We start from the raw sequence: 24,461 nt of genomic DNA on the forward strand, positions 1-24,461 counted from the left end.
TCTCGGTCGCCCGCAGCGACTGCAGCTGGGCGTTCGTCGCGTTCGCGAGGTCGATGTCGCCGAGGTAGACGTGGCCGCCGCTCGGCCGGTCGAGGGCGCCGAGCAGCTGCAAGAGCGTCGACTTGCCGCCGCCGGTCGACCCCTGGATCGTGACGAACTCGCCCGCGTCGATCTGCACATCCACCGCCTTGAGCGGGGTGACGGTGCGGCGCTTCTGCTTGTACTCCTTGCTCACGTTCTCGAGGCGGAACGCGACGGGAGCCGAGAGCGGATCAATGCCGAGGTGCTGTTCTTCGGTGATAGTCATGAGAACTCCTAAGTAGTGGGGAGGATGCCCGTTAGCCGACCGCGCGGAGCGATTCGGCGGGGCTGAGACGGGCGGCACGCCAGCCGCCGAAGATGCCCGCGATGACGCCAGCCGCGACCGAGCAGCCGAGGGCGAGCACGATGACCCACACACTGAGCGGGGCCTGGAGCACGATGCTCGTCGCGTTGTTCACTGCCTGGCCGATGGCCTCGGGTGCGTCGCCGCCGCCCATGGCGCCCTGCGCCTCGGTGCCGGCCGAGATGGTGGGCGCGATGACGTTGATCGTGAGGATGCCGATAAGGCCGACGACGAGACCAGCGAGGCCGCCGATGAGCGACTGCACCATCGACTCGCCCGCGACCTGGCGCACGATGCGGCCGTTCGACCAGCCGATCGCCTTGAGCGTGCCGAGCTCGCGGGTGCGGCGCGCGATGCCCGAAGTCGTGAAGAGTACGGCGAGGCCGACCGCGACGAGGAGCACGATGATCGAGAGCCACGTGCCGAGGTTGGAGATGCGGTTGGATGCAGTGCTCAGCGAACCCGACACGGTCGACGCGAGGTCGGACTGCGAGCTGACCGTCGCATCCGGCAGCTCGGTCTCGAGCGCGGTCTGCACGCTCGCGATGTTGTCGGAGGACGTGGTCTGCACGTAGACGGTCGAGAGGACGTCGCCGGCGCCCGAGAGGTCCTGCGCGACATCGAGCGGAATGTAGACGTTCGATGCCGTGTCGGCGTCGGAGCTCGTCGACGAGACGATGCCGACCACCTCGAAGTCGTCGCCGCCAACCTCGAAGGTGTCGCCCACGGCAAGCTCGGCGCTCGTCGCGTAGGTCGAGTCGAGCACGGCCACGTTCGTGCCGTTGTCGTCGGCGGTGAGGAGGCGACCGTCGGTCACTGAGACCGAGCTCATCGGGCCGATCACCGAGGCGGGGTCGATGCCGAGCACCGTGTCGATGGTCGACGCGTCGAGCGTGCCGCGCATCATGTCGGTCTGCAACTGCGACTGGTCGAGCGTCGTCGAGCCGTCCTCGCTCGTCGTCGAGTCCTCGCTGCCGAAGTCGAACTGTGGGCCGCCGCCGTCGCTCCCGGGCTCGGCCTGCGCGCCCGTGACGGTGAGGTCGGTGCCGATGCCGTAGACGGCCTGGAGGGATTGTGCCTGCGCCGCGCGCACGCCCGACGAAAGCGAGTTCACGACGATGACGAGCGCGACCGCGATCGCGAGACCGATGCTGACGATGATCGTCTGCTTTTTGCGGCCACGCAGTTCGCGCCGCAGGTATGTCCAAAACATTGGGCTCCTAGGTGGGGGAAGTGACGCCGCAACGCTAGGAATGTGCCCTATGGCACCTCGATGCCGAAGCTATGAGCTTTCAATGAGCGCGAGGGGGCGCCGCGTAAACTCGCAGCAGCAAGGAGGGCGAGGATGCAGGACACCACCCCAGGGGACGCGGCGCGCGCGACAGGCGCCGGCAGCCGGGCACTGATCACCATCGCGGTGGTCGTACTTTCGATGATCGGCCTCGTGCTGTTGCAACAGGTCGCGAGCTTCGTCACCCCGATCTTCCTCGGCATCAACCTCGTGCTCGCGATCGCGCCGCTCATGCACTGGCTGATCCGCAAGCGCGTGCCGCGACTGCTCGCCGTGATTATCGCGGGCGTGTTCGTCTACGGGCTGTTGCTCGCGTTCGTCGGGCTGCTCGCCTGGTCGGTGATGATGCTCATCCAGGAGCTGCCGAAATATGGGGCGGAGTTCCAGGGCCTTTACTCAACCCTGCTCGACTGGCTGACGAGCTTCGGCATTTCGCAGGAGCAGGTCATCACGCAACTGCAGGGCGTGTTCAACCCCTCGGCGATTGTCTCGGTGCTGCAGAGCCTCGCGAGCAACGTCGGCGGGCTGCTGTCGCTGCTCGCGACTCTCGTCGTCATGATCTTCTTCCTGCTCTTTGACGCCATGAGCTTCGAGCAGCGGGTCGGCAAGATTCGCGACGACCGCCCGAGTCTCGGCACCGCCCTCGACTCGTTCTCGCAGGGCGTCGCCCGCTACTGGATCGTCACGACGGTCTTCGGCCTCATCGTCGCGGTGCTCGACGTGGTCGCGCTCGAGATGCTCGGCGTGCCCCTCGCGCTCGTGTGGGGCGTGTTTTCGTTCCTCACCAACTACATCCCGAACATCGGCTTCGTCATTGGCATGATCCCGCCGGTGCTCATGGCCCTGCTCGCGAACGGCTGGGTCAATGCGCTGATCGTGCTTGCGGTCTGGAGCGTCATCAACTTCGTCATTCAGTCGTTGATTCAGCCGAAGTTCGCGGGCGAGGCGGTCGGCGTCACGCCAACGGTCTCGTTCCTCTCGCTGCTCGTCTGGGCGTTTGCGCTCGGCCCGGTCGGCGCGCTGCTCGCGCTGCCCGCGACCCTGCTGGTCAAGGCTCTCCTCGTCGACGCCGACCCGCGCAACCGCTGGATCAACTACCTCGTGGATGCGCGTCCCGACCTCACGGCGTCGCGGCCGATCTTCCGGCCCGACCCCGATGAAGCGCCACACTCGAAGCGCACCAAGGACGACGGCGCGTGACGGCTCCGGCGCCGTATCCGCAGAGACCACAGAAGTCGATCCGCCGCCGCATCGGCACGGGCTTCATCATCGCGGCGGGCGTCGTCATCTTCGCCCTCGTCGTGTGGCTGTCGTTCTCGCTCGGGTTTTCGCGGCTGCGGGCCGATCTCGACATCGAGATGAAGACCGCGGTCGAGGCCGAGCCGGAGGTGCGCTTTGACGGCGTCAACCAGGGGTGGGAGCGCATGAACCCCGACGCCAAGGACGAGTCGCCGCAGTACCTCAATGTGACTGAAGACGAGGAGACGCCCTGCATCTTCTCGTGGGAGGCGGGCCAGTACGACAGCGACCTCGTCGATGTGCCGAACGACCTCAACGACCGCGGGGCGAGCGACTACCTCGTCGAGCGGCTCGGCTACACCGAGGTCGACGACACCTCGGTGCAGGTTGAGACCACGGGCGAGCTCACCGTCGAGCTGATCTACGCGCAGGAGACGATGGATGACGGCGTTACGGTGGCGGGCGCCGTGCGCGCCTTCACCGGCTCGCAGCACTACATCGTGTTCTTGCTCACCTGCGAGGACGCGTCGGCCCTCGATCCGGGGCTGATGATGAGCGTGCTCGACGACGTGCAGCTCGACATCGAACCCGCGCACTGAGCCGCACCCCCGCGTCCGGCCGAGCCCGGCTCATCCGCTGGTTCCAGATTCGCGGTGCGGAATGTCGCCCGCATGGCGGATAGTTTCTGCGTTGACGCGGTTGATATAAACGAAGGTGCCAGCACTCGTATTTTCCGAGCATCGCAACTCTTGTGAGGAATCGCATGTCGAACCAGTTCCCTCCCTCCGGCAATGGCCAGGGTGACGGCCAGGGTCAGCAGAACCCCGGCCAGCAGAACCAGAACCAACAGGGCTACGGCGCCCAGGGCCAGCAGAACAGCGGCTACGACGCGTCGACCGGCGGCTACCAGGGCTACCAGTCGCAGTCGAACTACCAGGGCTACGGCCAGCAGGGACAGGGCCAGGGCCAGTCGGGCCAGCAGAGCCAGCAGTCGTCCTACGGCAGCTACGGCTCGGACGCCTCGCAGCAGCAGGGCTACGGTCAGGGCCAGCAGCAGNNCAGGGCTACGGCCTGGGCCAGTCGGGCCAGCAGGTCTACGGCGCGTACGGTCGGCCCGGTCAGGACCAGAACCAGAACTACGGCGGCTACGGCCAGCAGCCCCCGCAGGGCGGCAAGAAGAAGGGCTTCCCCGTCTGGGCCTGGATCGTCATCGCGGTGGTCGTCATCGGCCTCGTCGTCGGCGGTATCTTCGGCGGCATGGCGCTCTTCGGCGGCAGCAACGGCTACGACATCGAGTCGGACAAGACCGTGTCGGACGTCGAGGTCACCTACAACGGCGACTGGGAGGATTACGGTGGTGGTAGCTATGTCAACGACGACTATTCCTGCTACTACTATGTGGGATTCTCAAGCGGCGGACCCAGTGTTGACGCCGACGACATCGAGGGCAGCCTGGATGAGGCAGTTGAGGAGGAACTGACTTCCACCAGCGTAGGAGACGTGGACATGACGAAGCTCAACAACGTCACGATGGCCGACACTGTGGGCGTTGACGTCGAGTTCGTCATCTACGAAATTAAACCGACCACGGGCGAAGGCATCGGCTACTTCGCCGCGCACCCGTTCTCGAACTCGGGTGACATGCTCTCAATGCTGGTGCTCTGCGACGGTAGTGACGGCATCGACGAGGAGGGCTTCAAGGACATGATGGCCGACACCGAATTCACCCTCACGCCCGAGGACAACTAGGTTTCAGCGGCTCGAGGCGCATCCTGACGGTGGGCCCGGCGTATGCGCTGGGCCCACCGTTTTCTGCAACTTCCGCCACATCAGCACCGGCCACCTGCAACAATGAGGGAACAGAGTTGAGCCGCGCCAAAGGAGACGACCATATCGAATCAATTCCCGCCCTCCGGCTTTGACGAGCGCGACGCCGAGAACCAGAACCGTGACGGTCAGCAGGTCTTCGGCGGCAACGACCACAACAGCTACGGCTCCTACGGCAGCGACGGCGCAGGCGGCAACGACTACAACTCGTACTCCGGTGGCGAGCAGTACGCGACGCAGGGTGATCAGTATGCGACGCAGGGCGGCCGGTACGCGACCCAAGGCGACCAGCACACGGGGCACGGTGAACAACAGCACAACTACGGTGGAGGCCAGTATCGCAACGAAGGCCAGCAATTCCACGGCCAGCAGCAATATCAACCCGCGCCCGTGGCAGGCAACGGCAACAACAATGGTGGCCAACCGGGCCAGTGGCCTCAGCATGCGCCGAAGAAGCGGTTTCCCGGCTGGGGCTGGGCGATGGTTGCGGTGCTTGCCGTCGCCCTCGTTGGTGCCGGTGTCTGGGGCGGTATCGCGCTCTCCGGTCACAGTGATAATTCGAGCCACAGCGCGGTCAATAGGGATGACGATTCGGTACCGTCCCCGGACGGTGGTGGTGACGGTTCGGGTTCGCTAGCGGAAAGTGGTCGTGGCTACGACATCGAGTCCGACAAGACCGTGTCGAACGTGGATATCTCGTACACCGGTAGCTGGAGCGACTACGGTTCGGGCATGTACGTCAACGACGACTACACCTGCTACTACCTCGCGAGCTTCGAGGGCGGTGCCACGGGCATCGACCCCGACAACGTTGAGGGCAGCATGGAGGACTCGGTCGCCGAGGCAGCGGGCCAGAGCGGCTCGAGCGACGTCACCTACACGAAGCTCGATAACGTCACGATGGCCGACTCCGAGGGCCAAGACGTTGAGTTCGTGATCTACGAAATGAAGCCGACCTCGGGCGAGGGCATCGGTTACATCGCCGCGCACCCGTTCTCGGACTCGGGCGACATCCTCGTGATGGCGACGGTCTGCGACGGCAGCAACGGTGTCGACGAAGACAGCTTCAAGGACCAGATGGCGGACACCTCGTTCACCATTACTCCGGAAGACAACTAGCCAGCGCGGCTTCGGCCACGCTGCTTGGGTGGGTTCGGCGCCTCTGCCGGGCCCACCCGCTTGCTTTCCGCACGCATCCGCCCCCAGTACCTGCAACAATGGTGGCCATTACCGCTCGCCACCGCGCCGAAGGAGACGCCCATGTCGAATCAGTTCCCGCCTTCTGGCTATGGTGACCGCGAGTCAGACCAGCCCGACCGCGACGCGCAGCAGGTCTTCGGCGGCGGTAACGACTACAACTCGAGCGGTAACGACTACAACAGCTACGGCTCGTACGGCGACGCGCACTCGGGTGGCAACGACTACAACTCCTACTCGGCGGGCGGCGACCAGTACGCGAGCCAGGGTGATTCGTACGCCTCGCAGGGCGAGCAGTACGCGAGCCAGGGCGACGGCTTCGGCCAGCAGAACCAGCAGCAGGTGTACGGCGGCGGCCAGTATGGCGGTGACCAGCAGCAGTACGGGCAGCAGAACCAACAGCAGTACCAGCCTCAATCGGCCGCGGCATACGGCGGCTACGGCAGTAGCCAGGGCGGTCAGTCCGGCGGCGGCGCGCCGAAGAAGAAGGGCATCCCCGTCTGGGCGTGGATCGTGATTGCCGTGGCGGCGGTCGCTCTTGTCGGCGGCGGCATCTGGGGCGGAATCGCCCTGTTCGGCGGAGGCAACTCGAACCAGACCACCGCGAACGGCGGCAACGGCACGAGCACGAGCGGCAATTCGGGCGACTCTGGCGACGGCGCCGAAGCACCGGCCGACGCCGCCTACCCGATCGACAACACCGACGAGGTCAGCGACATCGCGCTCGACTACACGGGCGACTGGGACCCTCAGGACCTCAACGGCCAGCAGCTGTTCTACAGCCCCGACCAGACCTGCACCTATCTCACCTCGTTCGTGCCGGCGGCGGCGTCGGGCGGCACGTGGTACCCCGACGACCCGGCAGGCAGCCTGAACACCTACCTCAACACCGACACGACTGGCTACCAGCTCTCGAACGCCGGCAGCACGACGGTGACCGACACGAACGGCCTCGAGGTTGAGCTCGGCACCGTGCTATTTACCGAGGACACCTACGACACGACCGGCCTGCTCACGGCACACGTGTTTGGCGACGATTTGCTCATGTACCAGATCACCTGCTTCGACCGCGAACCCTCGGCGAGCGAGCTCGACGAGCTCATCGCGCANGACCGAGACGACGATCACGGAGTAGTAACCTTCCGGGGCCGACGATACTGTCGGCAATCGCGACTGCTCCTGCTGGGTAGACTAGAACCACAGGGGCAGTTACGTTTTGGGAGGATCGCATGTCACACAACGCGGCCACTTCGACTGGCACCGACACACTTCGGAACCTCCCGGAGAACATCTGGATATCGCTACTGTTCCGTGCGGTGCCGGCCATCGTCGGCGCGCTGGTCATCACATTCACTCAAGACCACAACGCCCGCTTCGGCTTCGCGGTGTTCGGCGCGGTCGTGCTCTGGAGCGGCATCATCGTCGGCTTCGAGGGCATCGGCGTCAAGGGGCACCCGGCGCGCGTTTACGTGCTGATCCGCAGCCTGCTCAACGTGCTCGCTGGCGGATTCTCGCTGTTCATGGCAACCGGTGGGCATGACTGGGCCACCGCCCAGAGCTTTATCATCACCGTCGCCACCTGGGGCATCATCACCGGCATCGTCGAGCTGCTCGCGGCCTTCATGAGCCGAAAGCACTCCATGTACTCGAGTGAGATCCTCATCGCGGGCGCCCTGACCACGCTGCTCGGCGTGATCGTCGCGTTCGTGCCGCCGGAGCTCAACGACCAGTACGGTGGCATCCAGAACGTTGAGGGGTCGCTGACGGCCGACGTGCAGTCGATCGGTTTCGTCGGCGCCTACTTCGCGATCCTCGGTGTGTTGTTGGTCATCGAAGCAATCAGCCTCCGCGCCGCACTGCGCCGCCGTGCCCAAGAGGGGCCCAAGGAAGGAGCCGCCGCGTGAGCGGAGCGGACTCAAACGACCACGGAAGCAAGCAGCAGCGCAAGGCGCTGATGAAACCCTTCGAGGTCGTGATTATCGCCGCAGCGGCCGGCATCTTCGTGCTGCTCATCGTGCTGCTGACGGTGCAGGACATCGTGCTTGGCCTGATCTTCGCGGGTGTTGCGATGGTCGTCGTACTCGTGGTGATGTCGCTGTTGCTGCTGAACTACAAGCCCAACGCCGAGGCCCCGGTTTACCTCGACCGCCAGCTTGCCGAGTCGGACGACCCGGGTGCGAAGGGCGCGGCACTGCGCCCCTTCGACGGCGACGTCGAGGCCGAGGCCGCCGCCGAAGCGGACGACCTCGAACCCGGCGACGCCGACGAGAAGTAGGGCCGAGCGGCCTGACCGGCGGGTTTAGCCCAGCCGGTCAACGAGCTGCGCCGAGCGACCTGTGTAGGTCTGCGGCGTGAGCTCGCGCAGCCGCGCCTTCGCCGCATCCCCGATCTCGAGGCCATCGACGAACGCGACGAGCTCATCCCGGCCGACCGAGTGGCCGCGGGTGAGCTCCTTGAGCACCGCGTACGGGTCTTCGATGTGCGAGCGACCGGCGACGATCTCGGCGCGAATCACGGTCTGAATCGCCTCCGCGAGCACCTCCCAGTTGCCGTCGAGCTCGCGGCCGAGCGTGTCGGGGTTCACGGCGAGCTCGCCGAGGCCGCGGCGCACGTTGTCGAGCGCGAGCAGCGAGTGGCCGAAGCCAACGCCGATGTTGCGCTGCGACGACGAGTCGGTGAGGTCGCGCTGCATGCGCGAGGTGACGAGGGTCGCGGCGAGCGAGTCGAGGATCGCACACGAGAGCTCGAGGTTCGACTCGGCGTTCTCGAAGCGAATCGGGTTGATCTTGTGCGGCATGGTCGACGAGCCGGTCGCGCCTGGCTGCGGGATCTGCTTGAAGATGCCGCGCTGAATGTACATCCACACGTCGGTGCAGAAGTTGTGCAGCACGCGGTTGAAGTGGGCGATGTCCGAGTAGAGCTCGGCCTGCCAGTCGTGCGACTCGATCTGCGTCGTGAGCGGGTTCCACACGAGGCCGAGGGATGCGGTGAACTCGTCAGCCACCTGCTCCCAGTCGAGCTCCGGGCCTGCCACGAGGTGCGCGGCGAAGTTGCCGGTTGCGCCGGCCCACTTGCCGAGGTACTCCTGCTGTTCGATGCGGCGCAGGACGCGGCCGAGGCGGTGGGCGACGACCGCGAGCTCCTTGCCGAGCGTCGTCGGCGTCGCGGGCTGGCCGTGCGTGAGCGAGAGCATCGGCTGCTCGCGCTGCTCGCGGGCGAGCGTCGCGATCTNCGACGAGCGCGGCCGCGGCGGGCAGCCATACCTCGGTGACGGCGTCGCGAATGGTGAGCGCGTAGGAGGTGTTGTTGATGTCCTCCGAGGTGCAGCCGAAGTGCGTGAGTTCCTCGACCGCGCCGAGGCCGAGGGCGCGCAGCTGGTCGCGCACGTAGTACTCGACGGCCTTGACGTCGTGCCGGGTCGTCGCCTCGATCGTCGCGAGCGCGTCGATGGCCTCCTGGTCGAAGGTATCGACGACGGCGCGCAGCTTCGCCTGCTGCTCGGCCGTGAGCGGGCTCGCGCCGAACAGCTCGCGGTCGGTGAGGAAGATGAGCCACTCGATCTCGACCTTCACGCGGGCGCGGTTGAGCGCGGCTTCGCTGAGGTGCTCGCCGATCGGCGCCACCGCCTTGTAGTACCGGTTGTCGAGGGGGCTGATCAGCTGCGGCGGCAGAGGACTCATCGGGGCTCCGTTCTAGGGGGTTGCGGTCTCGCGAGCCGCCCGCGTCACGGGCTCGACCTGCGCGAGCAGCTTTTCGCACGCGTGCTCGATGAGGTCTCGCACTTCGTTGAACAGCTCGTCACTCCCATAGTAGGGATCCGGCACATCGCCGGCGTCCTCGTGGAGGTCGCAGAATGAGAGCAGCGGGCGAATGAGTGCGCGCTGCTCGGGGGTCTCGGCCCAGGTTTTTAGGATGCGGTCCTGGCTCGGATCGAATGTGACGACGAGGTCGTAGTTGCCGAACCAGTCCGGGTCGAACTGTTTGGCTCGGTGCCCGTCGACCGAATATCCAGCGCGCTGCAGCGAGTTCAGGGTGCGCGGATCAGCCTTTTCGCCGACGTGCCAGTCGCCCGTGCCCGCGGAGTCGAACTCAATGGAGTCGCCGAATCCGTCCCGCACGGCCATGTCGCGGCTGATGGCTTCGGCCATCGGGGAGCGGCAGATGTTGCCCGTGCAGACGAAACAGATGCGAAATATCGGCCCCGCGCCGTCGACTGCAGACATGCGCTTATTGTGGCGCACCGGCGTAACGCCGACAACCGTCGAGTGCAACGGGATTGACACGCCCACGTTGTGCGCCTCCCGCGACGCTTGTGGATGTGCGTCCATCCACAGCGGCGGGCGCGCGCCGAGCGGGTGGACGGGCTCCGCGCGAGACTCGCAGCACCGCATCCGCCCCGGGGTGCCCGAGCGCGAGGAGTGCCCATGACCGCGACCCCGACGACCGACTCCGGGTTCAATCCCGCCGACGCGCTTGACGCCGCGATGATTCGGCAGGTGCGCACCGACGTTGGCAACCTTGCCCAGCTGCTGCATGACGCCTCGAGCGAGGTGCGCTCGGTGCACCTGCCCGCCGTCGACGACGCGGCGATCGCCGACTGGGTGTCGGTCGCGCAGCTCAGCTACACCCTTACCCGCCTCGCCCTGAGCGGGATGCTCGAGACGGCCGCCGCCGCGTGCACTGCCGTCGCCTGGCAGTACGAGACGCAGCTCGCGCTGCTCGACGGCCAGATTGTCGCCGCGGAGGTGATCTAGCGATGGTGCAGGTGAGCGTCGAGACCTCGCAGTTCGGCACCGCCGCGGCGAAGCTCGACGGCATTGAGGAGGGCATGGCTGGGCTCAATCTCCGGCTCAGCACGCCCGCGTGGTTCCCCGCGAACGGCTGGCTCACCATCTCGGGGCCGCAGCTCGGAGTGATCTCGCTCGAGGCGCAGCTGCTTGCCGGCGGCATGCAGTCGGCCGCCGCATTCGCCGGGGCGGCGGCCGAGCACCTGTTGCAGGCGCAGGCCTGGTACGAGGCCGCCGACCGCGCGGCGGTCGAGGCCTTCACCGCGGTGAGCGACGCCGTGGTCTCGACCGTCGTGCTCTCAGTCGTGAGCGTTGCCGCGACGGGCGCGCTCGCGGCCGTGCCCCTGCTGCTCAGCCCCGCGGGCATCCCGCTGGTGCTCGGCACGCTCGCCACCGCCGGCGCGCTCGAGCAGGCCGGCGTGCTGCCGGGCGGTGACGACATCGTGGCCTGGTGGGCCGACAACCAGCACCTGCTCGCGAACCCGCTCAGTGTGCTGCTCGTGCGCAGCGGCGTCTCGGCCGGCGACGAGATCGTCAACGGCCTCACCGGCGTGCCGCTCTTCAACAGCCCGAACGAGGTCGCGGGCGCGCTCGCGGCGGCGTTCGCGCTCGGCACCGGGCCGATGCTCGTGTCGGGCGCGAAGCGCGACGAGGCCGCGTCGGCGCCGTCGTCGATCGCCGACCTCGTCGAGGCGATTCCGCCGACCGACCCCGAGGGCACGAACGCGACGATCACCGAGTACGTGCGCCCCGACGGCAGCACCGTCTACGTCGTCAGCGTGGCCGGCACGAGTTCGCCCGGGCTCGGCGACGAGAACGGCATGGACAACCTCTCGAACCTCGCGGCCTACGGAGGCAGCGACGCGCAATCGGTCGGCGCCGTGTCGGACGCTATGGGCCAGGCCGGCATCACGGCGGGCGACGAGGTCGTCTTCGTCGGTTACTCGCAGGGCGCCCTCGTCGTGTCGGAGCTCGCGAAGACCGGCACGTGGGACGTCGCGTCGGTCGTGCTCGCGGGCTCACCCGTGCACGGCACGAGCCTCGGCGGCGAGATTCCCGTCACCCAGCTCGAGCACGACGGCGACCTCATCACCGGCCTCCAGGGCATCACGCCGGGCGCGCAGGGCGACGTGTCCATCGTGCGGCGCGACCCGTTCCCGGGTGGCGTGCCGGCGGGGGAGGGCATCCTCGCGCCGCACGCGCTCGCCGAGTATCAGCACACCGCGGCCGGCTACGACGAGGTCGACGACCCGCAGGTCGCCGCGCAACGCGACGAGGTGCTCGCGCCGGTGCACGGTGCGACGGCGGTCACGACCACCGACTTCCGCTTCGAGCGCGAGCCGGTTTACGCGAGCGGCGGGGGCATCCGTCCGATGACTCCCGAGGAGGTCTTCGACTGCCTCCAAGAGTTCGGCCGGTTTGGTGAGGACTAGTCCTCGACCTCGCGGCGACGATTGTCGCGCTTGCGCGTGCGGAAGATGCCGTTGAGGATCGCCGAGAGGATACCCATGATGATCGCGCCGCCGATGGCCCACCAGAAGTTGTCGATGGTCAGGCCGAAGCCGAGCAGCCCGCTCACCCAGCCGACGAGCCAGAACAGGAAGCCGTTGACGACGAGGGCGAACAGGCCGAGTGTGAGGCAGTACAGCGGCATCGAGACGACGCGCACCACCGAGCCGATGACGGCGTTGACGAGACCCCACACGACCGCGAGTATCAGGTACGTGAGCACGAGCGAGCCCTGCGAGTCGTCGTAAGCCGTGACGGTCAGGCCGCCCTGCAGGACCCACACGGTGGCCCAGAGTGCGACGGCGTTGAGAACGATCGAGGCGAGAAAGCGCATGCCGTCATTGTGGCGGATCTCGCTGCAGAACGGTAGGTTTCGCCGCGCGCGGCGTGGCCCGAGGCTCGCACATTGCTTGAGGTGCGTCAGCCGGACCGCCGGCCGAAGCTAGAATTCGGATATGACTGATGCACCGGTGCAGCTACGTCCCGAAATCCTCGCTCAGCGCGCGTACCAGCAGGGCAAGCCCGCAGCCGCCACGGCGTTCAAGCTCTCGTCGAACGAGTTGCCGTTCGAGCCGCTCGACGCCGTGCTCGAGGCGGTCAACGGCGTGAGTGCGTTCAATCGGTATCCGGATGCTCGGGCGACCGCCGTGCGCGAGGCGCTCGGCGCGCACTACGGCCTCCCCGCCGAGCAGGTGCTCATCGGCGCCGGCTCGGTCTCACTGCTCTACCAGGCTGTCCAGGCGGCGGCGGGCGCCGGCGACGAGATTCTCTACCCGTGGCGCAGCTTCGAGGCGTACCCCGGCATCGTCACCGTCGCGGGCGCGACGAGCGTGCAGGTGCCGCTCAAGGCCGACTCCTCGATCGACCTCGACGGGCTCGCCGACGCGACCACCGAGCGCACGCGCATGGTGGTCGTCTGCACCCCGAACAACCCGACCGGCCCGGCCGTGCGTCAGGACGACTTCGAGCGGTTCATGAAGCGCGTGCCGAGCAATCTGCTCGTCATCGCCGACGAGGCGTACATCGAGTTCGTCACGGACCCCGCCGTGCTCAACGCGACCCGCCTGCTGCGCGACTACCCGAACCTCGTCGTCGCCCGCACCTTCTCGAAGGCGTACGGCCTCGCCGGCCTCCGCGTCGGCTACATGCTCGGCAACGCGCAGGTGCTGCAGGCGTTCGCGACCACGGCCATCCCCTTCACCATCTCGGAGCAGGCGCAGGCCGCGACGCTCGCGGTGATGCAGGAGGCCGACGCGATCCGCGAGCGGGTTAACGAGATCACCGCGCGCCGCGACGAGGTGCGCCGCGCGCTCATCGACCAGGGCTGGCGCGTGCCCGAGACCCAGGCAAACTTCGTGTGGCTGCCGGCCGGCGAGCAGACCGAGGGCGTCAACGAGATTCTGCTCGAGGGCGGCATCGTCGCCCGCGCGTTCCCGGGCGACGGCCTGCGCGTGTCGATCGGCGAAGAGGCCTCGGTCTCGCCGCTGCTCGCAGCCTGCTGGCAGGCGATCGAGCGGTACCCGGACCTGCGCCAGACCGACGCGGAGTAGTCGCCGGGCACCGGAGGCTTGTGGAAAAACACAGTGGATTCCGGCAACTCGCTGTGTTCATCCTCCAGCGTTCGCGGCTGACTCGGTCATAGACTGGCAAGGTTGATCCGCTTCGAGGAGGCACGTCGAACGTGAGTCCAACTGACCCGAGCACCGCCACGGTGCAGCTACTCACCCCCGAGGGCACGCTCGCCCGCAGCGAGGCGGCTGAGCCGTATTTCGCGCGGCTCGAGCAGGCCGACCCTGCCCTGTGGCGCGAGGCGTACCGGTCGATGCGGCTCGTGCGCGCGTTCGACCGCGAGGCGACGAACCTGCAGCGTCAGGGCGAGCTCGCGCTCTACGTGCCGGCCGAGGGGCAGGAAGCCGCGCAGATCGGTTCGGCGCTCGCGCTCAAACCGCAGGACACGGTGTTCCCGTCGTACCGCGAGCACGGTGTTGGCTTCGTGCGCGGTCTCGACCTGGTGAACATCCTCGCGCTGCTGCGCGGTGTGACGAACGCGGGCTGGGAACCGGAAACGAGCGGAAATTTCCGCAACTATGCCCTCGTCATTGCGACGCAGACGCTGCACGCGACGGGCTACGCGATGGGCCAGCGACTCGACGGTCTCGTCGGCACCGGTGACCCCGAGCGTGACGAGGCGACCATCGTCTACTTCGGCGACGGCTCGACGAGCCAGGGTGACCTCAACGAGGCGCTCGTGTTCGCGCGCAGCTACGACACCCCGCAGGTCTTCTTCCTGCAGAACAACCAGTGGGCGATCTCGGTGCCAGTCTCGGTGCAGTCGCCCACCCCGCTCTACCGCCGCGCCGACGGCTTCGGCATGCCCGGCGTGCAGATCGACGGCAATGACGTCATGGCGAGCTACGCCGTGTCGCTCGAGTTCCTCGACCGCGCCCGCGCTGGTGAAGGCCCCGCGTTCATCGAGGCGCTGACGTACCGCATGGGTGCGCACACGACGAGCGACGACCCGACGAAGTACCGCACCCGCGAAGAAGAGCAGTTCTGGCGCGATCGCGACCCCATCACTCGCCTTGTCGCCTACCTGCGCGCCGAGGGTGAGGGCGACGACTTCTTCGACGGCATCGAGACCGAGGCGAAGGACTACGCCGCCGACGTGCGCCGCCGTACGCTCGCGCTGCCCAACCCCGAGCCCATGGCGATGTTCACCGGCATCTACGCCGAACGGCATCCGCTCATCGAGGCCGAGATCGGCGAGTTCCTGGGCTTTGAGGCGTCGCTGGAGGAGAACGAATGACCGACGAGCGACAGAATCTGCCCCTCGCCCGTGCCATGAACGCCGGCCTGCGCGCCGCGCTCGAGGCTGACGAGAAGGTGCTGCTCATGGGCGAAGACATCGGCCCGCTGGGCGGCGTCTTCCGCATCACCGAGCACCTCCAGCGTGACTTCGGCAAGCACCGCGTGTTCGACACCCCGCTCGCCGAGTCGGGCATCATCGGCACCGCCATTGGCCTCGCGATGCGCGGCTACCGGCCCGTCTGCGAGATTCAGTTCGACGGTTTCGTCTATCCAGGCTTCGACCAGATCACGACGCAGCTCGCGAAGATCCCGGCCCGCACCGACGGCAACGTGAAGCTCCCGCTCGTCATCCGCATCCCGTACGGAGGGCACGTCGGCGCGGTCGAGCACCACCAGGAGAGCCCCGAGACCTACTTCGCCCACACACCGGGCCTGCGCGTGGTCTCGCCGTCGACGCCGAATGATGCCTACTGGATGATCCAGCAGGCGATTCGCAGCGATGATCCGGTCGTATTCCTCGAGCCGAAGTCGCGCTACTGGCCGAAGGGCGAGGTCGACACCGCGCTCGAAACCGTCTCGCTGCACGAGAGCCGCGTGGCCCGCGAGGGCACGGACGTGACACTCATCGGCTTCGGCGCGCAGACCGCGATGAACCTGCAGGCCGCCGACCTCGCGTCGAAGGATGGCGTGTCGATCGAGGTTGTCGACCTGCGCACGCTCGCGCCGATCGACTACGCCCCGCTCATCGAGTCGGCGCGCAAGACCGGCCGCGTCGTCGTCGCGCAGGAGGCGCCGGGCAACGTCTCGCTCGGCAGCGAGCTCGCCGCCACCCTGACTGAGCGCTGCTTCTACTCGCTCGAGGCGCCAGTGCTTCGCGTTTCGGCGTACAACGTGCCGTTCCCGCCCACCCGCCTGCAGAACGTCTACCTGCCCGACGTCGACCGCGTGCTGGACGCCGTCGACCGCGTGCTCGAGTACTAGGAGTCGACCATGAGCATCGAGTTCGAACTGCCGGAAATCGGTGAGGGCCTGACCGAAGCGACCATCGTGAACTGGCACGTCAGGGCCGGCGACACCGTCGCGGTCAACGACGTGCTCGTCGAGGTCGAGACCGCGAAGTCGCTGGTCGAGATGCCGAGCCCATTTGCCGGCGTGATCGACGAGCTGATCCCCGCCGAGGGCGAAGAAGTGGAGGTCGGCAGCGTGATCCTCACCTGGACCGACCCGGCCGACCCTGATGGCGACAGCCACCCCGGCATTACGACCCCCGAAGTGGCCGAGGCCGAGCAGGATGCGGCGCAGAGCGTGAGCGAGGAGGGCGACGCCGAGGTCGGTGCGAGCCTCGTCGGCTACGGCTCGGCACCGGCCGCGAGCTCGCGCCGCAGCGCGCGTCACGCCTCGAACGCCCGCCGCGCGGCGAAGGCCGCCGCGGAGCGCCGCAAGAAGCCCGAGCTGCCCGCATCCGTGCCCGCGGCAGCCGCGTTCCCGATCATCGCGAAGCCGCCGATCCGCAAGCTCGCGAAGGACCTCGAGGTCGACCTCTCATCGGTCACCGCGACGGGCCAGGCCGGCGAGATCACCCGCGACGACGTGATTCGTCACGCCGAGCAGGCGAAGCTGTTTACAAACCTCGAGACGCCGAACTGGAACGAGGAGCGCGAGGAGCGCCACCCCGTCAAGGGCGTGCGCAAGATGATCGCGCAGAACATGGTGCAGTCGATGTTCACGGCGCCGCACGTGACGCTGTTTGTCGATGTCGACGCGTCCCGCACGATGGAGTACGTCAAGCGGCTCAAGGAGTCGCCCCACTTCGCCGGCATCAAGGTGTCGCCGCTGCTGCTCATCGCGAAGGCCGTCATGTGGGCGATTCAGCGCAACCCCACCACAAACGCCACGTGGACTGATGAGGAATACATCATCAAGCACTACGTGAACCTCGGCATCGCCGCTGCCACGCCCCGCGGCCTGCTCGTGCCGAACATCAAGAACGCCCACGAGATGTCGATGCGCGAGCTCGCCGAATCGCTGCAGGAGCTCACCATCACGGCGCGCGACGGCAAGACCCCGCCCGCCGATCAGCAGGGCGGCACGTTCACCATCACGAACATCGGCGTCTTCGGTATGGACTCGGGCACGCCCGTGCTCAATCCCGGCGAAGTCGGCATCCTCGCGTTCGGCACCGTGCGCCCGAAGCCATGGGTGGTCGACGACGAGGTGCGCGTCCGCCAGGTCACGACGCTCGCCGCGAGCTTCGACCACCGCCTCGTCGACGGCGATGTCGCCTCGCGCTTCCTCGCCGATGTCGCGCGCATCGTCGAGGAGCCGGCGCTGCTGCTCGATTAGTGTGAGCTAGTCGATCCCCTGCGCGACGAGTTCCGTGACGATCTCGACCGCGTCGGCGTCGCCGGTCACCTCGACCGGCTCGCCGCGGCCCCAGAGCCACAGGTAGAGCGCGGCGGCGTCGGCGGATGCGCTGGCGTGCGGCAGGCTCCCGGCGTCGGTGTCGGCCTGCAGCGGTCGCGCGATGAGGGAGCTGATCTCCTTGCCGTCGCGCGGCCGAGTGCCCCCCCCCNCGACCTCGACCGGCTGCCCCGCATCCGTCGGCGTGAGCGTGAGCGTGGCTAATTGCTCGACCGTGGCCCACTCGGGGATCCAGTCGTAGGCGCTCGCGTGCATCACTTCGATGACCTGCGCGACGCCGTCGCCGGCGACCTCGGGGTCGATCGGCGTCAGCGGTTTTCCGGCCGCGAGCTCGGCGTCGACGCGGTGCATCGTCGCCTCGTGCAGCTGCATGCGGCGCGCGAAGCCGACCGACTGATCGGCCGAGAACCAGGTCCAAAGGGGTTCGGCTTCGTCGCGGGCGGTGAGTTGCTCGACGAGCGTCGCGGTGGCCGCTTGGCGACGCGGCACGAGGGCCTCGACGGCGCCGTCGCCCTCGGGCATGGGCACCTTGGCGGCCTCGATCGACTCGGAATCTTCGTCGGTGCGCGCCCCCGTGGCGAGCAGTTGCCCCCAGAACTCATGCACTTCGGTGACGTGGGCGAGGAGGTCTTGTGCGGTCCATCCCGGGCAGTTTGGTACCGGGGCGGATGGATCGGTGGCGGCGATGGTCGTGGTCAAACGTTCGGCTTCTTCGGCGATGCGGTCGACTGTCGTAGTCATGGCTCGAGCGAAGCACTGAAGGCTTGGCGTGGCCCGGGAACGCGAGCTCGGAACGTCACGCCTGCCCCACCCACACGCCGTAGGCTTTCGCAATGACGTTCTTCACGCATCCGCTCGACGACCGCGCCACCCTCACCCTGTGCGGCGTCGGCGATGCCGAGGCGCTCGCCGAGGTGCTCGAAGCGAACAAAGGGCGCATCGGCGAATGGGAGAACTGGGCGCGCGAGGTGCAGCCGCTCGAGCAGCAGCGCGAGTTCCTGCGCGGTCAGCTGCAGAAGTACGTCGCGGGCACGAGCCTGCCCTGCTTCATCAAGGTCGACGGCCGCCTCGCTGGTTCGATCGAACTTCGCCAGGTGAACGCCAACGACCGCGTCAGCGAGATCGGCTACTGGGTCGCCGCCGAGTTCGAAGGCCAGGGGCTCGTGCGCCGGGCATGTGAGGCGCTCATCGCGCACGCGTTCGGCCCGCTCGAACAGGTGCGCATCGAGCTGCAGGTCGCGGTCGGCAACGACCGCAGCCGGGCCCTCGCGACGCGGCTCGGGTTCACCGAGGAGGGCACGCGCCGCAGTGCCTTGCGCGTTGGCGAGCGCCGCCACGACCTCGTTTGCTACGGCCTGCTCGCGAGCGAGTGGCAAGGCTGACCATTCTTGCGAGCCGCAATGAGAACGGTTATCGTTTAGCTCGGTCGCAGCTGCGCAAGCGTCGAGCGGCCACCCTCTTTTGTCGCCGACGCTCGCTAGATAGGAACCAGCCTTGCGGAAGTTCACGCGCGCACTGCTCGGAGCGGCCGGCGCGACGATCGTCGCGATTGGCGTGACTGGATGCGCCACCGCGGCAAGCGGCCCGGCGGACGGCCTCAACGTGGTCACCACCACGACGCAGCTGCACGACTTCGCCCTCAACCTCACCAAGGGCACCGACGCCGAGGTGACAAGCCTGTTCCAGCCCGGTTCGTCGGTGCACAGCTTCGAGCCGACGGCCGCCGATCTCGAGGTGATTCGCACCGCCGACATCGTCGTGATCAACGGCATGGACCTCGAGCCGTGGATCGACGACACCCTCGCCTCGGCCGGCTTCGACGGCACGGTCATCGACGCCTCGGAGGGCATCACGCCGATGGGTACCGATGACGACGACGACCATGCGGCCGAAGAGGACAGCGACCACGAGGAGCACGACCACGCTGCGGGCAATCCGCACATTTGGACCTCGCCGGCCAACGCCGAGATCATGGTGCAGAACGTTGCCGAGGGCCTCGAGACGGCGAGCGCCGACAATGCGGCGACAATCACGTCGAACGCCGAGGCGTATGAGGCGAAGCTCGCCGACCTCGACGAGTGGATCTCGACGAGCATCGACCAGGTGCCCGCAGCCGATCGCCTGCTCGCGACGAACCACGACGCCCTCACCTACTACAACGACGCCTACGACATCACCTTCATCGGCTCGGTCATGCCGAGCTGGGAGGACAACGCCGAGCCGTCGGTCGCCGAGGTGAACGACCTTGTGAAGAAGATCAAGGAGTCGGGTGTGCCTGCCGTCTTCACCGAGTCGCAGCTCAAGCCGACGACGGCTGAGGCGATCGCGGAGCAGGCCGGCGTTAAGGTCTACTCAGGCGATGACGCGCTCTACACCGACTCGCTCGGTGCGGCCGACAGCGACGGCGCTACCTACATTTCCTCGACCATCCACAACACTGAGCAGATCCTCGACTCCTGGGGTGCCACGGTGGCCGAGGTGCCCGCCTCGCTCACGGAGACCAATTGACCGACGAACTCCTGCGCTACCGCGACGTCACACTGAGCTATGACGGCCGTACGCCAGCGGCCGAGCGCCTGAACCTGCAACTTGCGCAGGGGCAGGCGCTCGCGCTCGTGGGGCCGAACGGCTCGGGCAAGTCGACGNAGCATGATCGGCCTCGTCGCCCCCACGACCGGCGAACTGGCCGTGCTCGGCGGCCGTCCCCGCGCTGCGGCGGCGCACGTCGGCTACCTCGCGCAGCACGATCACATCGACCTCGAGTTTCCGATTTCGCTGCGCCAGGTCGTCATGCTCGGCCGCTACCGCGCGCTCGGCCCCCTGCGGTGGCCAGGCCGGGCCGACAGGGATGCGGTGCAGGAGGCCCTCGAACGGGTCAACCTCGTCGACGTGGCCGAGCGCCGCTTTGGCGACCTCTCGGGTGGCCAGCGGCAGCGCGGCTTTCTCGCGCGCGCCCTCGTGACCCGCCCGCGCATCCTGCTGCTCGACGAGCCGTTCAACGGCCTCGACACCCCGAACCGCAAGGCGCTGATGCAGACCCTGCGCGAGCTGCGCGAGGCTGGCATGGGCATCGTCGTGTCGACGCACGACTTCGAGCTCGCGCACCAGGTGTGCACGCACGTGCTGCTCGTCAACCAGCACCAGATCGCCTACGGCGACATTCACGAGGTACTCCAGCCCGAGGCGATCGCCGAGACCTTCGGCGAATCGCACGACCACTTCGACACGCACAGCGACCTCGTCGCCCACCCGCACCCCGTCGCGACCCCCGACAAGCCACTGCTGTGACCGGGGTCGACGTCATCTTTGGCGCGCCGTTCATGCAGACCGCGGCGATCGCGCTCGCTGCGCTCGCGGTGGTCGCCGCCGTCGTGGGCGTCGCCCTGAACCTGCGCGAGCTCGAATTTGTCAGCGACGGCCTCGTGCACGCCGTGTTCCCGGGCGTCGTCATCGGGTTCGTCGCGGGGCAGGGGAGCGGCACGGCCGTGTACCTCGGCGCCGTCATTGCCGCGCTTATCGCGACCGTGCTGCTGACACTCGCGTCACGCCGCGGCGCGGGCACCGACGCAAACACTGCCGTGCTGCTTGCCGGCGCCTTCGCGATCGGCATCGTCATCGTGTCGCGCTCGACGAGCTACGCGACCGGCCTCGAGACGCTGCTGTTCGGCCAACTGCTCACGATTTCGCACGACGACCTGCTCGTCATCGGTGTGCTCGGCGTTATCGCCCTGCTTATCGTCGGGCTCACGTGGAAAGAGCAGGTGTCGGTCGCCTTCGACCGCGAGTCCGCCGAGGCGAGCGGGATGCCCGTGCTCCGATACGAGCTGCTGCTCAACGTCGCGATCGCGCTCACGGTCGTCGCGGCCTCCCGCGCGGTCGGTAACCTGCTCGTCCTCGCCCTGCTCATCGTGCCCGCCGCGGTCGGTCGGCTCATCTCTTTCCGCCTCGCCCTGATCGTGCCGATCGCCGCCGGCGCCGCGCTCCTCGCCTCGTTCCTCGGCCTCGTCTCGGGCTACTGGCTGTCGGTGGATGCGCGGCTCAACGTCTCGCCCTCGGCCGTACTCGTGCTCGTGCTTGTCACGCTCTACCTCGTGGTCGCGGGCGTGACCGCCATCACGCGGCGAAAGCGGGTGCGCGCATGACCATCTTCGCCTCGGCACTCGTCACGGGCATCCTCGTCGGCCTGCTCTGCGGCATCGTTGGCTCGCTCGTCGTACTGCGCCAGCGCGCATTCTTCACGGTCGCCCTCACCCACGCGACGTTCCCGGGCGGCGTGCTCGCCGCGATCCTTGGCGTGCACATCGTGCTCGGTGCCTTCGTCATGGGTCTCGTGCTCGTTGGGTTCATGCTGTTGCTCGGGCGCATTCGCCGCCAGGGGCGCCAGGTGGCCGCGGGCATCGTGCTCTCGTTCGGCTACGCGCTCGGCGTGTTCATGCACTCGCTCGTGCCCGGCCTGCAGTCGCGCGTCGACTCGTTCCTCACCGGTTCGATCATCGGCATCCCAACCTCGAGCATCCTCTTCATCGCCGGGATGCTCGTGGTCGCCATCGTCGCGGTCACCGCGTGCTGGAAAGACCTCCTCTTCTCGACCTTCGACCGCGAGGGCTTCGTCGCGAGCGGCGGCAGCGAGTCGCGCGTCGAGGCGCTCACACTCGTGCTCATCGTCGGCACCGTCGTCACGACCATGCCCGCGATTGGCTCGATTCTCGCAATCGCGATGATCGCGGCACCGGCCGCCGCAGCCAAGCTGCTCGTGCGGCGCATTGAATGGATGATCCCGGTCGCGAGCCTGCTCGGCGCGGGTAGCGCCGTGCTCGGCCTCTACGCCTCGCAGTGGTTCTCGATCGCCGCCGGCGGCTCGATGGCGCTGGCGGCGACCTTGGTGTTCCTCATCGCACTCGCAGTCAATCGCGGGGCGCGGCGCCTGGCGCCTGGCTACACTGGCGGCGAGGTGAAGTATGTCTGAGCAGGAGCGCGTCGTGCCTCGTCGCACGACGAAGCAGCGTGAAGCGATCCGTGAGGCGCTCGCGGTAGAACCCGCGTTCGTGAGCGCGCAGGACCTCCATCACAAGCTGCGCGACGCGGGCGAGCGCATCGGCCTCGCGACCGTCTACCGCGCCCTCGCGCAGCTCGCCGAGGNACGGCGAGGCCGACACTATGCTTGGCCCCGACGGCGAGCGCTACCGCGCCTGCGATACCGAGCAGCACCACCACCACCTTGTCTGCCGCGTTTGCGGCCGCACCGTCGAGGTCGAGGCCCCTGAGGTCGAGGCCTGGGCCGCGAAGGTCGCGAAGCAGCACGGCTTCAGCGCGATCACGCACGACCTCGAGGTCTTCGGCATCTGCGCCGAGTGCCGCGCCGCTGCTGGCGCCGAAGTTGCCGCCAAGACTGGTGCTGCCGCAGACAATTAATGCTTGCCGTACCGCATCCTGCCCGGTAGAGTAAGTCGCTGGTGCGCTTGGGGTTCCCCTCCGGCGTAACCGTGCTCGGACGAGGTTCATCACTGACAGCTCGCTCGGGTGCCGACAAGAGATCTTGGGCAGCACGTTCATGCGTGTTGCGGTATTGAAGGAGAAGGCAATGGCAGCAGTGTGCCAGGTGACCGGTGCTACACCGCAGTTCGGTCACAACATTTCGCACTCGCACCGACGCACCAAGCGTCGGTTCGACCCGAACATTCAGAAGAAGAAGTACTTCGTGCCCTCGCTCGGCCGCAGCGTGACCCTCACGCTTTCGGCCAAGGGCATCAAGGTCATCGACGCCCGCGGCATTGACGCGGTTGTCGCCGACCTCCTCAAGAAGGGAGTGAAGCTCTAATGGCCAAGAAGGGTCAGGACATCCGTCCGATTATCAAGCTCCGCTCCACCGCCGGTACTGGGTTCACCTACGTGACCAAGAAGAACCGCCGGAACACCCCGGACCGCCTCGTGCTCAAGAAGTACGACCCGGTGATTCGCAAGCACGTCGACTTCCGTGAGGAGCGCTAAACATGGCGAAGAAGAGCAAGATCGCAAAGAACGAAGAGCGCAAGGAGATCGTCGCCCGCTACGCCGAGCGTCGCCTGCAGCTCAAGAAGCAGCTCGTTGACCCCAACGGCACCGACGAGTCGCGCGAGGAGGCCCGCGTGGGTCTCCAGAAGCTGCCCCGCAACGCTTCGCCGGTGCGCGTGCGCAACCGCGACTCGATCGACGGCCGCCCCCGTGGCGTCCTCTCGGAGTACGGCATCTCGCGTGTCCGTTTCCGCGAGATGGCGCACCGTGGCGAGCTGCCCGGCATCCGCAAGTCGAGCTGGTAGTCACTAGCTGACACCGCAGTACTTCATGACGCGGGCGTGCACTTCGGTGCACGCCCGCGTTGTTGTTTGCCATTGGTCGTCGTTGTTTGCCGCGAAAGTTCATTACCCCATCGGGGTCAGGAAGGCTCCCAATCGCATGGGAATCCTGGGCAAAACACGCCAAAACCCGCGTAAATTCAACGAACACGCCGCGTGGGTGTTAGTTTGGCGACGTTGCCGCACGCCGGGCCTCCCCGCACGGCGGCGACCGATAAGCAATGACTGCGCTCGCGCCCGCGAGCACCTGCGTCCGTAGGAGGGCACACATGGCAGACAACACCGTGAACAAGACCGAACTCGTCGCGACCATCGCGGCCGAGACCGGTCAGAGCCAGGCGACCGTGAACGCTGTTCTGGACGGCCTGTTCCAGCAGCTCGCCGCGAACGCCGCGAAGGGCACCAAGGTCACCATCCCCGGTTGGCTCTCGGTTGAGCAGACCTCGCGCGCCGCGCGTAAGGGCCGCAACCCCCAGACCGGTGAAGAGATCGAGATTGCCGCTTCGAAGGGCGTCAAGATCTCGGCTGGATCGAAGCTCAAGGCTGCGGTCAAGTAGCACCCCCGGGTTCCCCAACCCCGCGAACGCCGCCCCACGGGGCGGCGTTCCGCGTTTCCGCCCGCGTCACGCGGTCCCGCCCGAGGCAGCCGAGTACCCTTGAAGGAC

Annotated in this window: 27 protein-coding genes and 2 pseudogenes; 22 read left to right on the forward strand and 7 right to left on the reverse strand. The window is 67.4% G+C overall.

The window, feature by feature from the left end; genetic code table 11:
• Together ID132_RS09765 and ID132_RS09770 are read right to left on the reverse strand one after the other, a co-directional pair.
• On the reverse strand, positions 1-307 hold a 307-nt coding region (locus ID132_RS09765), incomplete at its 3' end, for an ATP-binding cassette domain-containing protein (RefSeq protein WP_235988464.1).
• Positions 308-338: 31 nt separating this feature from the next.
• Entirely contained in the window at positions 339-1,598 is a 1,260-nt protein-coding gene (locus ID132_RS09770; protein ID WP_193128492.1) for an ABC transporter permease, read from the reverse strand.
• 132 nt (positions 1,599-1,730) lie between these two features.
• On the opposite strand from ID132_RS09770, the gene ID132_RS09775 reads away from it, so the two are divergent.
• The 3 genes from ID132_RS09775 to ID132_RS09785 all read left to right on the forward strand — a co-directional run bounded on the left by ID132_RS09775 (position 1,731) and on the right by ID132_RS09785 (position 4,664).
• Complete coding sequence (locus tag ID132_RS09775) at positions 1,731-2,876, forward strand: AI-2E family transporter (protein ID WP_193128493.1); 1,146 nt, start codon at positions 1,731-1,733, stop codon at positions 2,874-2,876.
• Entirely contained in the window at positions 2,873-3,514 is a 642-nt protein-coding gene (locus ID132_RS09780) for a hypothetical protein (RefSeq protein ID WP_193128494.1), read from the forward strand. Before ID132_RS09775 ends, ID132_RS09780 begins: the two co-directional genes overlap by 4 nt.
• A gap of 616 nt (positions 3,515-4,130) precedes the next feature.
• Complete coding sequence (locus ID132_RS09785) at positions 4,131-4,664, forward strand: hypothetical protein (RefSeq protein WP_193128495.1); 534 nt, start codon at positions 4,131-4,133, stop codon at positions 4,662-4,664.
• Positions 4,665-4,667: 3 nt separating this feature from the next.
• Here the strand turns inward: ID132_RS09785 and ID132_RS09790 are convergent, their stop codons facing one another.
• Positions 4,668-5,291 (reverse strand): hypothetical protein, encoded by a 624-nt coding sequence (locus tag ID132_RS09790; RefSeq protein ID WP_193128496.1) that lies wholly within the window; start codon positions 5,289-5,291, stop codon positions 4,668-4,670.
• 129 nt (positions 5,292-5,420) lie between these two features.
• Between ID132_RS09790 and ID132_RS09795 the strand changes: the two genes are divergently transcribed.
• From ID132_RS09795 to ID132_RS09810, 3 genes are all read left to right on the forward strand, one after another.
• A complete protein-coding gene (locus ID132_RS09795) occupies positions 5,421-5,861 on the forward strand; it encodes a hypothetical protein (RefSeq protein WP_193128497.1) in 441 nt (146 codons plus the stop codon).
• A gap of 1,463 nt (positions 5,862-7,324) precedes the next feature.
• Positions 7,325-7,843 (forward strand): hypothetical protein, encoded by a 519-nt coding sequence (locus ID132_RS09805; RefSeq protein WP_193128499.1) that lies wholly within the window; start codon positions 7,325-7,327, stop codon positions 7,841-7,843.
• A complete protein-coding gene (locus tag ID132_RS09810) occupies positions 7,840-8,214 on the forward strand; it encodes a hypothetical protein (protein WP_125106572.1) in 375 nt (124 codons plus the stop codon). Before ID132_RS09805 ends, ID132_RS09810 begins: the two co-directional genes overlap by 4 nt.
• 24 nt (positions 8,215-8,238) lie before the next feature.
• Here ID132_RS09810 and purB read toward each other — a convergent pair.
• Together purB and ID132_RS09820 are read right to left on the reverse strand one after the other, a co-directional pair.
• Positions 8,239-9,619 (reverse strand): annotated as a pseudogene (gene purB, locus ID132_RS09815) (adenylosuccinate lyase).
• Positions 9,620-9,631: 12 nt separating this feature from the next.
• Positions 9,632-10,162 carry a low molecular weight protein-tyrosine-phosphatase gene (locus ID132_RS09820; protein ID WP_125106574.1) on the reverse strand — a complete coding sequence of 177 codons (531 nt, stop codon included), beginning with the start codon at positions 10,160-10,162 and terminating at the stop codon, positions 9,632-9,634.
• A 201-nt stretch (positions 10,163-10,363) separates the two neighbouring features.
• Between ID132_RS09820 and ID132_RS09825 the strand changes: the two genes are divergently transcribed.
• Both ID132_RS09825 and ID132_RS09830 read left to right on the forward strand, forming a co-directional pair.
• Positions 10,364-10,693 (forward strand): hypothetical protein, encoded by a 330-nt coding sequence (locus ID132_RS09825; protein WP_193128500.1) that lies wholly within the window; start codon positions 10,364-10,366, stop codon positions 10,691-10,693.
• Between the two features lie 2 nt (positions 10,694-10,695).
• A complete protein-coding gene (locus tag ID132_RS09830; RefSeq protein WP_193128501.1) occupies positions 10,696-12,159 on the forward strand; it encodes a hypothetical protein in 1,464 nt (487 codons plus the stop codon).
• Here ID132_RS09830 and ID132_RS09835 read toward each other — a convergent pair.
• Positions 12,156-12,569 carry a phage holin family protein gene (locus ID132_RS09835; RefSeq protein ID WP_125106577.1) on the reverse strand — a complete coding sequence of 138 codons (414 nt, stop codon included), beginning with the start codon at positions 12,567-12,569 and terminating at the stop codon, positions 12,156-12,158. The two genes, ID132_RS09830 and ID132_RS09835, sit on opposite strands and share 4 nt — an antisense overlap.
• Before the next feature lie 121 nt (positions 12,570-12,690).
• Here ID132_RS09835 and ID132_RS09840 point away from each other — a divergent pair, with 121 nt between their 5' ends.
• From ID132_RS09840 to ID132_RS09855, 4 genes are all read left to right on the forward strand, one after another.
• Complete coding sequence (locus tag ID132_RS09840) at positions 12,691-13,785, forward strand: histidinol-phosphate transaminase (RefSeq protein ID WP_193128502.1); 1,095 nt, start codon at positions 12,691-12,693, stop codon at positions 13,783-13,785.
• 131 nt (positions 13,786-13,916) lie between these two features.
• On the forward strand, positions 13,917-15,041 hold the full coding sequence (locus tag ID132_RS09845; RefSeq protein WP_125106579.1) for a thiamine pyrophosphate-dependent dehydrogenase E1 component subunit alpha: 1,125 nt from the start codon (positions 13,917-13,919) through the stop codon (positions 15,039-15,041).
• On the forward strand, positions 15,038-16,024 hold the full coding sequence (locus tag ID132_RS09850; RefSeq protein WP_125106580.1) for an alpha-ketoacid dehydrogenase subunit beta: 987 nt from the start codon (positions 15,038-15,040) through the stop codon (positions 16,022-16,024). Before ID132_RS09845 ends, ID132_RS09850 begins: the two co-directional genes overlap by 4 nt.
• Before the next feature lie 9 nt (positions 16,025-16,033).
• The gene (locus ID132_RS09855) at positions 16,034-17,386 is read left to right on the forward strand and encodes a dihydrolipoamide acetyltransferase family protein (RefSeq protein WP_125106581.1); all 1,353 of its coding nucleotides are present in this window, start codon (positions 16,034-16,036) and stop codon (positions 17,384-17,386) included.
• 6 nt (positions 17,387-17,392) lie between these two features.
• Here the strand turns inward: ID132_RS09855 and ID132_RS09860 are convergent, their stop codons facing one another.
• Entirely contained in the window at positions 17,393-18,205 is an 813-nt protein-coding gene (locus ID132_RS09860; RefSeq protein ID WP_193128503.1) for a maleylpyruvate isomerase family mycothiol-dependent enzyme, read from the reverse strand.
• A 92-nt stretch (positions 18,206-18,297) separates the two neighbouring features.
• Between ID132_RS09860 and ID132_RS09865 the strand changes: the two genes are divergently transcribed.
• The 10 genes and pseudogenes from ID132_RS09865 (at position 18,298) to ID132_RS09910 (ending at position 24,353) form a co-directional block, all read left to right on the forward strand.
• Positions 18,298-18,846, forward strand: coding sequence for a GNAT family N-acetyltransferase (locus ID132_RS09865; protein WP_125106583.1), 549 nt, complete (start codon positions 18,298-18,300; stop codon positions 18,844-18,846).
• 112 nt (positions 18,847-18,958) lie between these two features.
• On the forward strand, positions 18,959-19,972 hold the full coding sequence (locus tag ID132_RS09870) for a metal ABC transporter substrate-binding protein (protein WP_125106584.1): 1,014 nt from the start codon (positions 18,959-18,961) through the stop codon (positions 19,970-19,972).
• Positions 19,973-20,113: 141 nt separating this feature from the next.
• A complete protein-coding gene (locus ID132_RS09875; RefSeq protein ID WP_193128504.1) occupies positions 20,114-20,752 on the forward strand; it encodes a metal ABC transporter ATP-binding protein in 639 nt (212 codons plus the stop codon).
• Entirely contained in the window at positions 20,749-21,606 is an 858-nt protein-coding gene (locus ID132_RS09880; protein WP_241209110.1) for a metal ABC transporter permease, read from the forward strand. Before ID132_RS09875 ends, ID132_RS09880 begins: the two co-directional genes overlap by 4 nt.
• Entirely contained in the window at positions 21,603-22,430 is an 828-nt protein-coding gene (locus tag ID132_RS09885) for a metal ABC transporter permease (RefSeq protein WP_125106586.1), read from the forward strand. The genes ID132_RS09880 and ID132_RS09885 overlap by 4 nt, the downstream gene beginning before the upstream one ends.
• Positions 22,423-22,876 (forward strand): annotated as a pseudogene (locus tag ID132_RS09890) (Fur family transcriptional regulator). Before ID132_RS09885 ends, ID132_RS09890 begins: the two are co-directional and overlap by 8 nt.
• A gap of 169 nt (positions 22,877-23,045) precedes the next feature.
• Positions 23,046-23,282 (forward strand): 50S ribosomal protein L28, encoded by a 237-nt coding sequence (gene rpmB, locus ID132_RS09895; protein ID WP_125106588.1) that lies wholly within the window; start codon positions 23,046-23,048, stop codon positions 23,280-23,282.
• A complete protein-coding gene (gene rpmG, locus ID132_RS09900) occupies positions 23,282-23,452 on the forward strand; it encodes a 50S ribosomal protein L33 (RefSeq protein WP_125106589.1) in 171 nt (56 codons plus the stop codon). The genes rpmB and rpmG overlap by 1 nt, the downstream gene beginning before the upstream one ends.
• 2 nt (positions 23,453-23,454) lie before the next feature.
• Positions 23,455-23,760: a 30S ribosomal protein S14 gene (gene rpsN, locus ID132_RS09905; protein ID WP_125106590.1), complete on the forward strand. Its 306-nt coding sequence runs from the start codon at positions 23,455-23,457 to the stop codon at positions 23,758-23,760.
• Positions 23,761-24,065: 305 nt separating this feature from the next.
• Positions 24,066-24,353, forward strand: a complete 288-nt coding sequence (locus ID132_RS09910) for an HU family DNA-binding protein (protein WP_125106591.1) — start codon at positions 24,066-24,068, stop codon at positions 24,351-24,353.
• Positions 24,354-24,461 lie beyond the last annotated feature (108 nt).

Source organism: Gulosibacter sediminis (genome assembly GCF_014904065.1).
GTDB classification, from domain to species: domain Bacteria; phylum Actinomycetota; class Actinomycetes; order Actinomycetales; family Microbacteriaceae; genus Gulosibacter; species Gulosibacter sediminis.

What these genes read in the sequence shown, in the direction of transcription:
- rpsN (WP_125106590.1), top strand. Translation starts at nt 23,455, where the DNA reads ATGGCGAAGAAGAGCAAGATCGCAAAGAACGAAGAGCGCAAGGAGATC.
- rpmB (WP_125106588.1), top strand. Translation starts at nt 23,046, where the DNA reads ATGGCAGCAGTGTGCCAGGTGACCGGTGCTACACCGCAGTTCGGTCAC.
- ID132_RS09855 (WP_125106581.1), top strand. Translation starts at nt 16,034, where the DNA reads ATGAGCATCGAGTTCGAACTGCCGGAAATCGGTGAGGGCCTGACCGAA.
- ID132_RS09825 (WP_193128500.1), top strand. Translation starts at nt 10,364, where the DNA reads ATGACCGCGACCCCGACGACCGACTCCGGGTTCAATCCCGCCGACGCG.
- rpmG (WP_125106589.1), top strand. Translation starts at nt 23,282, where the DNA reads ATGGCCAAGAAGGGTCAGGACATCCGTCCGATTATCAAGCTCCGCTCC.
- ID132_RS09830 (WP_193128501.1), top strand. Translation starts at nt 10,696, where the DNA reads ATGGTGCAGGTGAGCGTCGAGACCTCGCAGTTCGGCACCGCCGCGGCG.
- ID132_RS09910 (WP_125106591.1), top strand. Translation starts at nt 24,066, where the DNA reads ATGGCAGACAACACCGTGAACAAGACCGAACTCGTCGCGACCATCGCG.
- ID132_RS09850 (WP_125106580.1), top strand. Translation starts at nt 15,038, where the DNA reads ATGACCGACGAGCGACAGAATCTGCCCCTCGCCCGTGCCATGAACGCC.
- ID132_RS09820 (WP_125106574.1), bottom strand. Translation starts at nt 10,162, where the DNA reads ATGTCTGCAGTCGACGGCGCGGGGCCGATATTTCGCATCTGTTTCGTC.
- ID132_RS09770 (WP_193128492.1), bottom strand. Translation starts at nt 1,598, where the DNA reads ATGTTTTGGACATACCTGCGGCGCGAACTGCGTGGCCGCAAAAAGCAG.
- ID132_RS09775 (WP_193128493.1), top strand. Translation starts at nt 1,731, where the DNA reads ATGCAGGACACCACCCCAGGGGACGCGGCGCGCGCGACAGGCGCCGGC.
- ID132_RS09885 (WP_125106586.1), top strand. Translation starts at nt 21,603, where the DNA reads ATGACCATCTTCGCCTCGGCACTCGTCACGGGCATCCTCGTCGGCCTG.
- ID132_RS09835 (WP_125106577.1), bottom strand. Translation starts at nt 12,569, where the DNA reads ATGCGCTTTCTCGCCTCGATCGTTCTCAACGCCGTCGCACTCTGGGCC.
- ID132_RS09840 (WP_193128502.1), top strand. Translation starts at nt 12,691, where the DNA reads ATGACTGATGCACCGGTGCAGCTACGTCCCGAAATCCTCGCTCAGCGC.
- ID132_RS09875 (WP_193128504.1), top strand. Translation starts at nt 20,114, where the DNA reads ATGATCGGCCTCGTCGCCCCCACGACCGGCGAACTGGCCGTGCTCGGC.
- ID132_RS09865 (WP_125106583.1), top strand. Translation starts at nt 18,298, where the DNA reads ATGACGTTCTTCACGCATCCGCTCGACGACCGCGCCACCCTCACCCTG.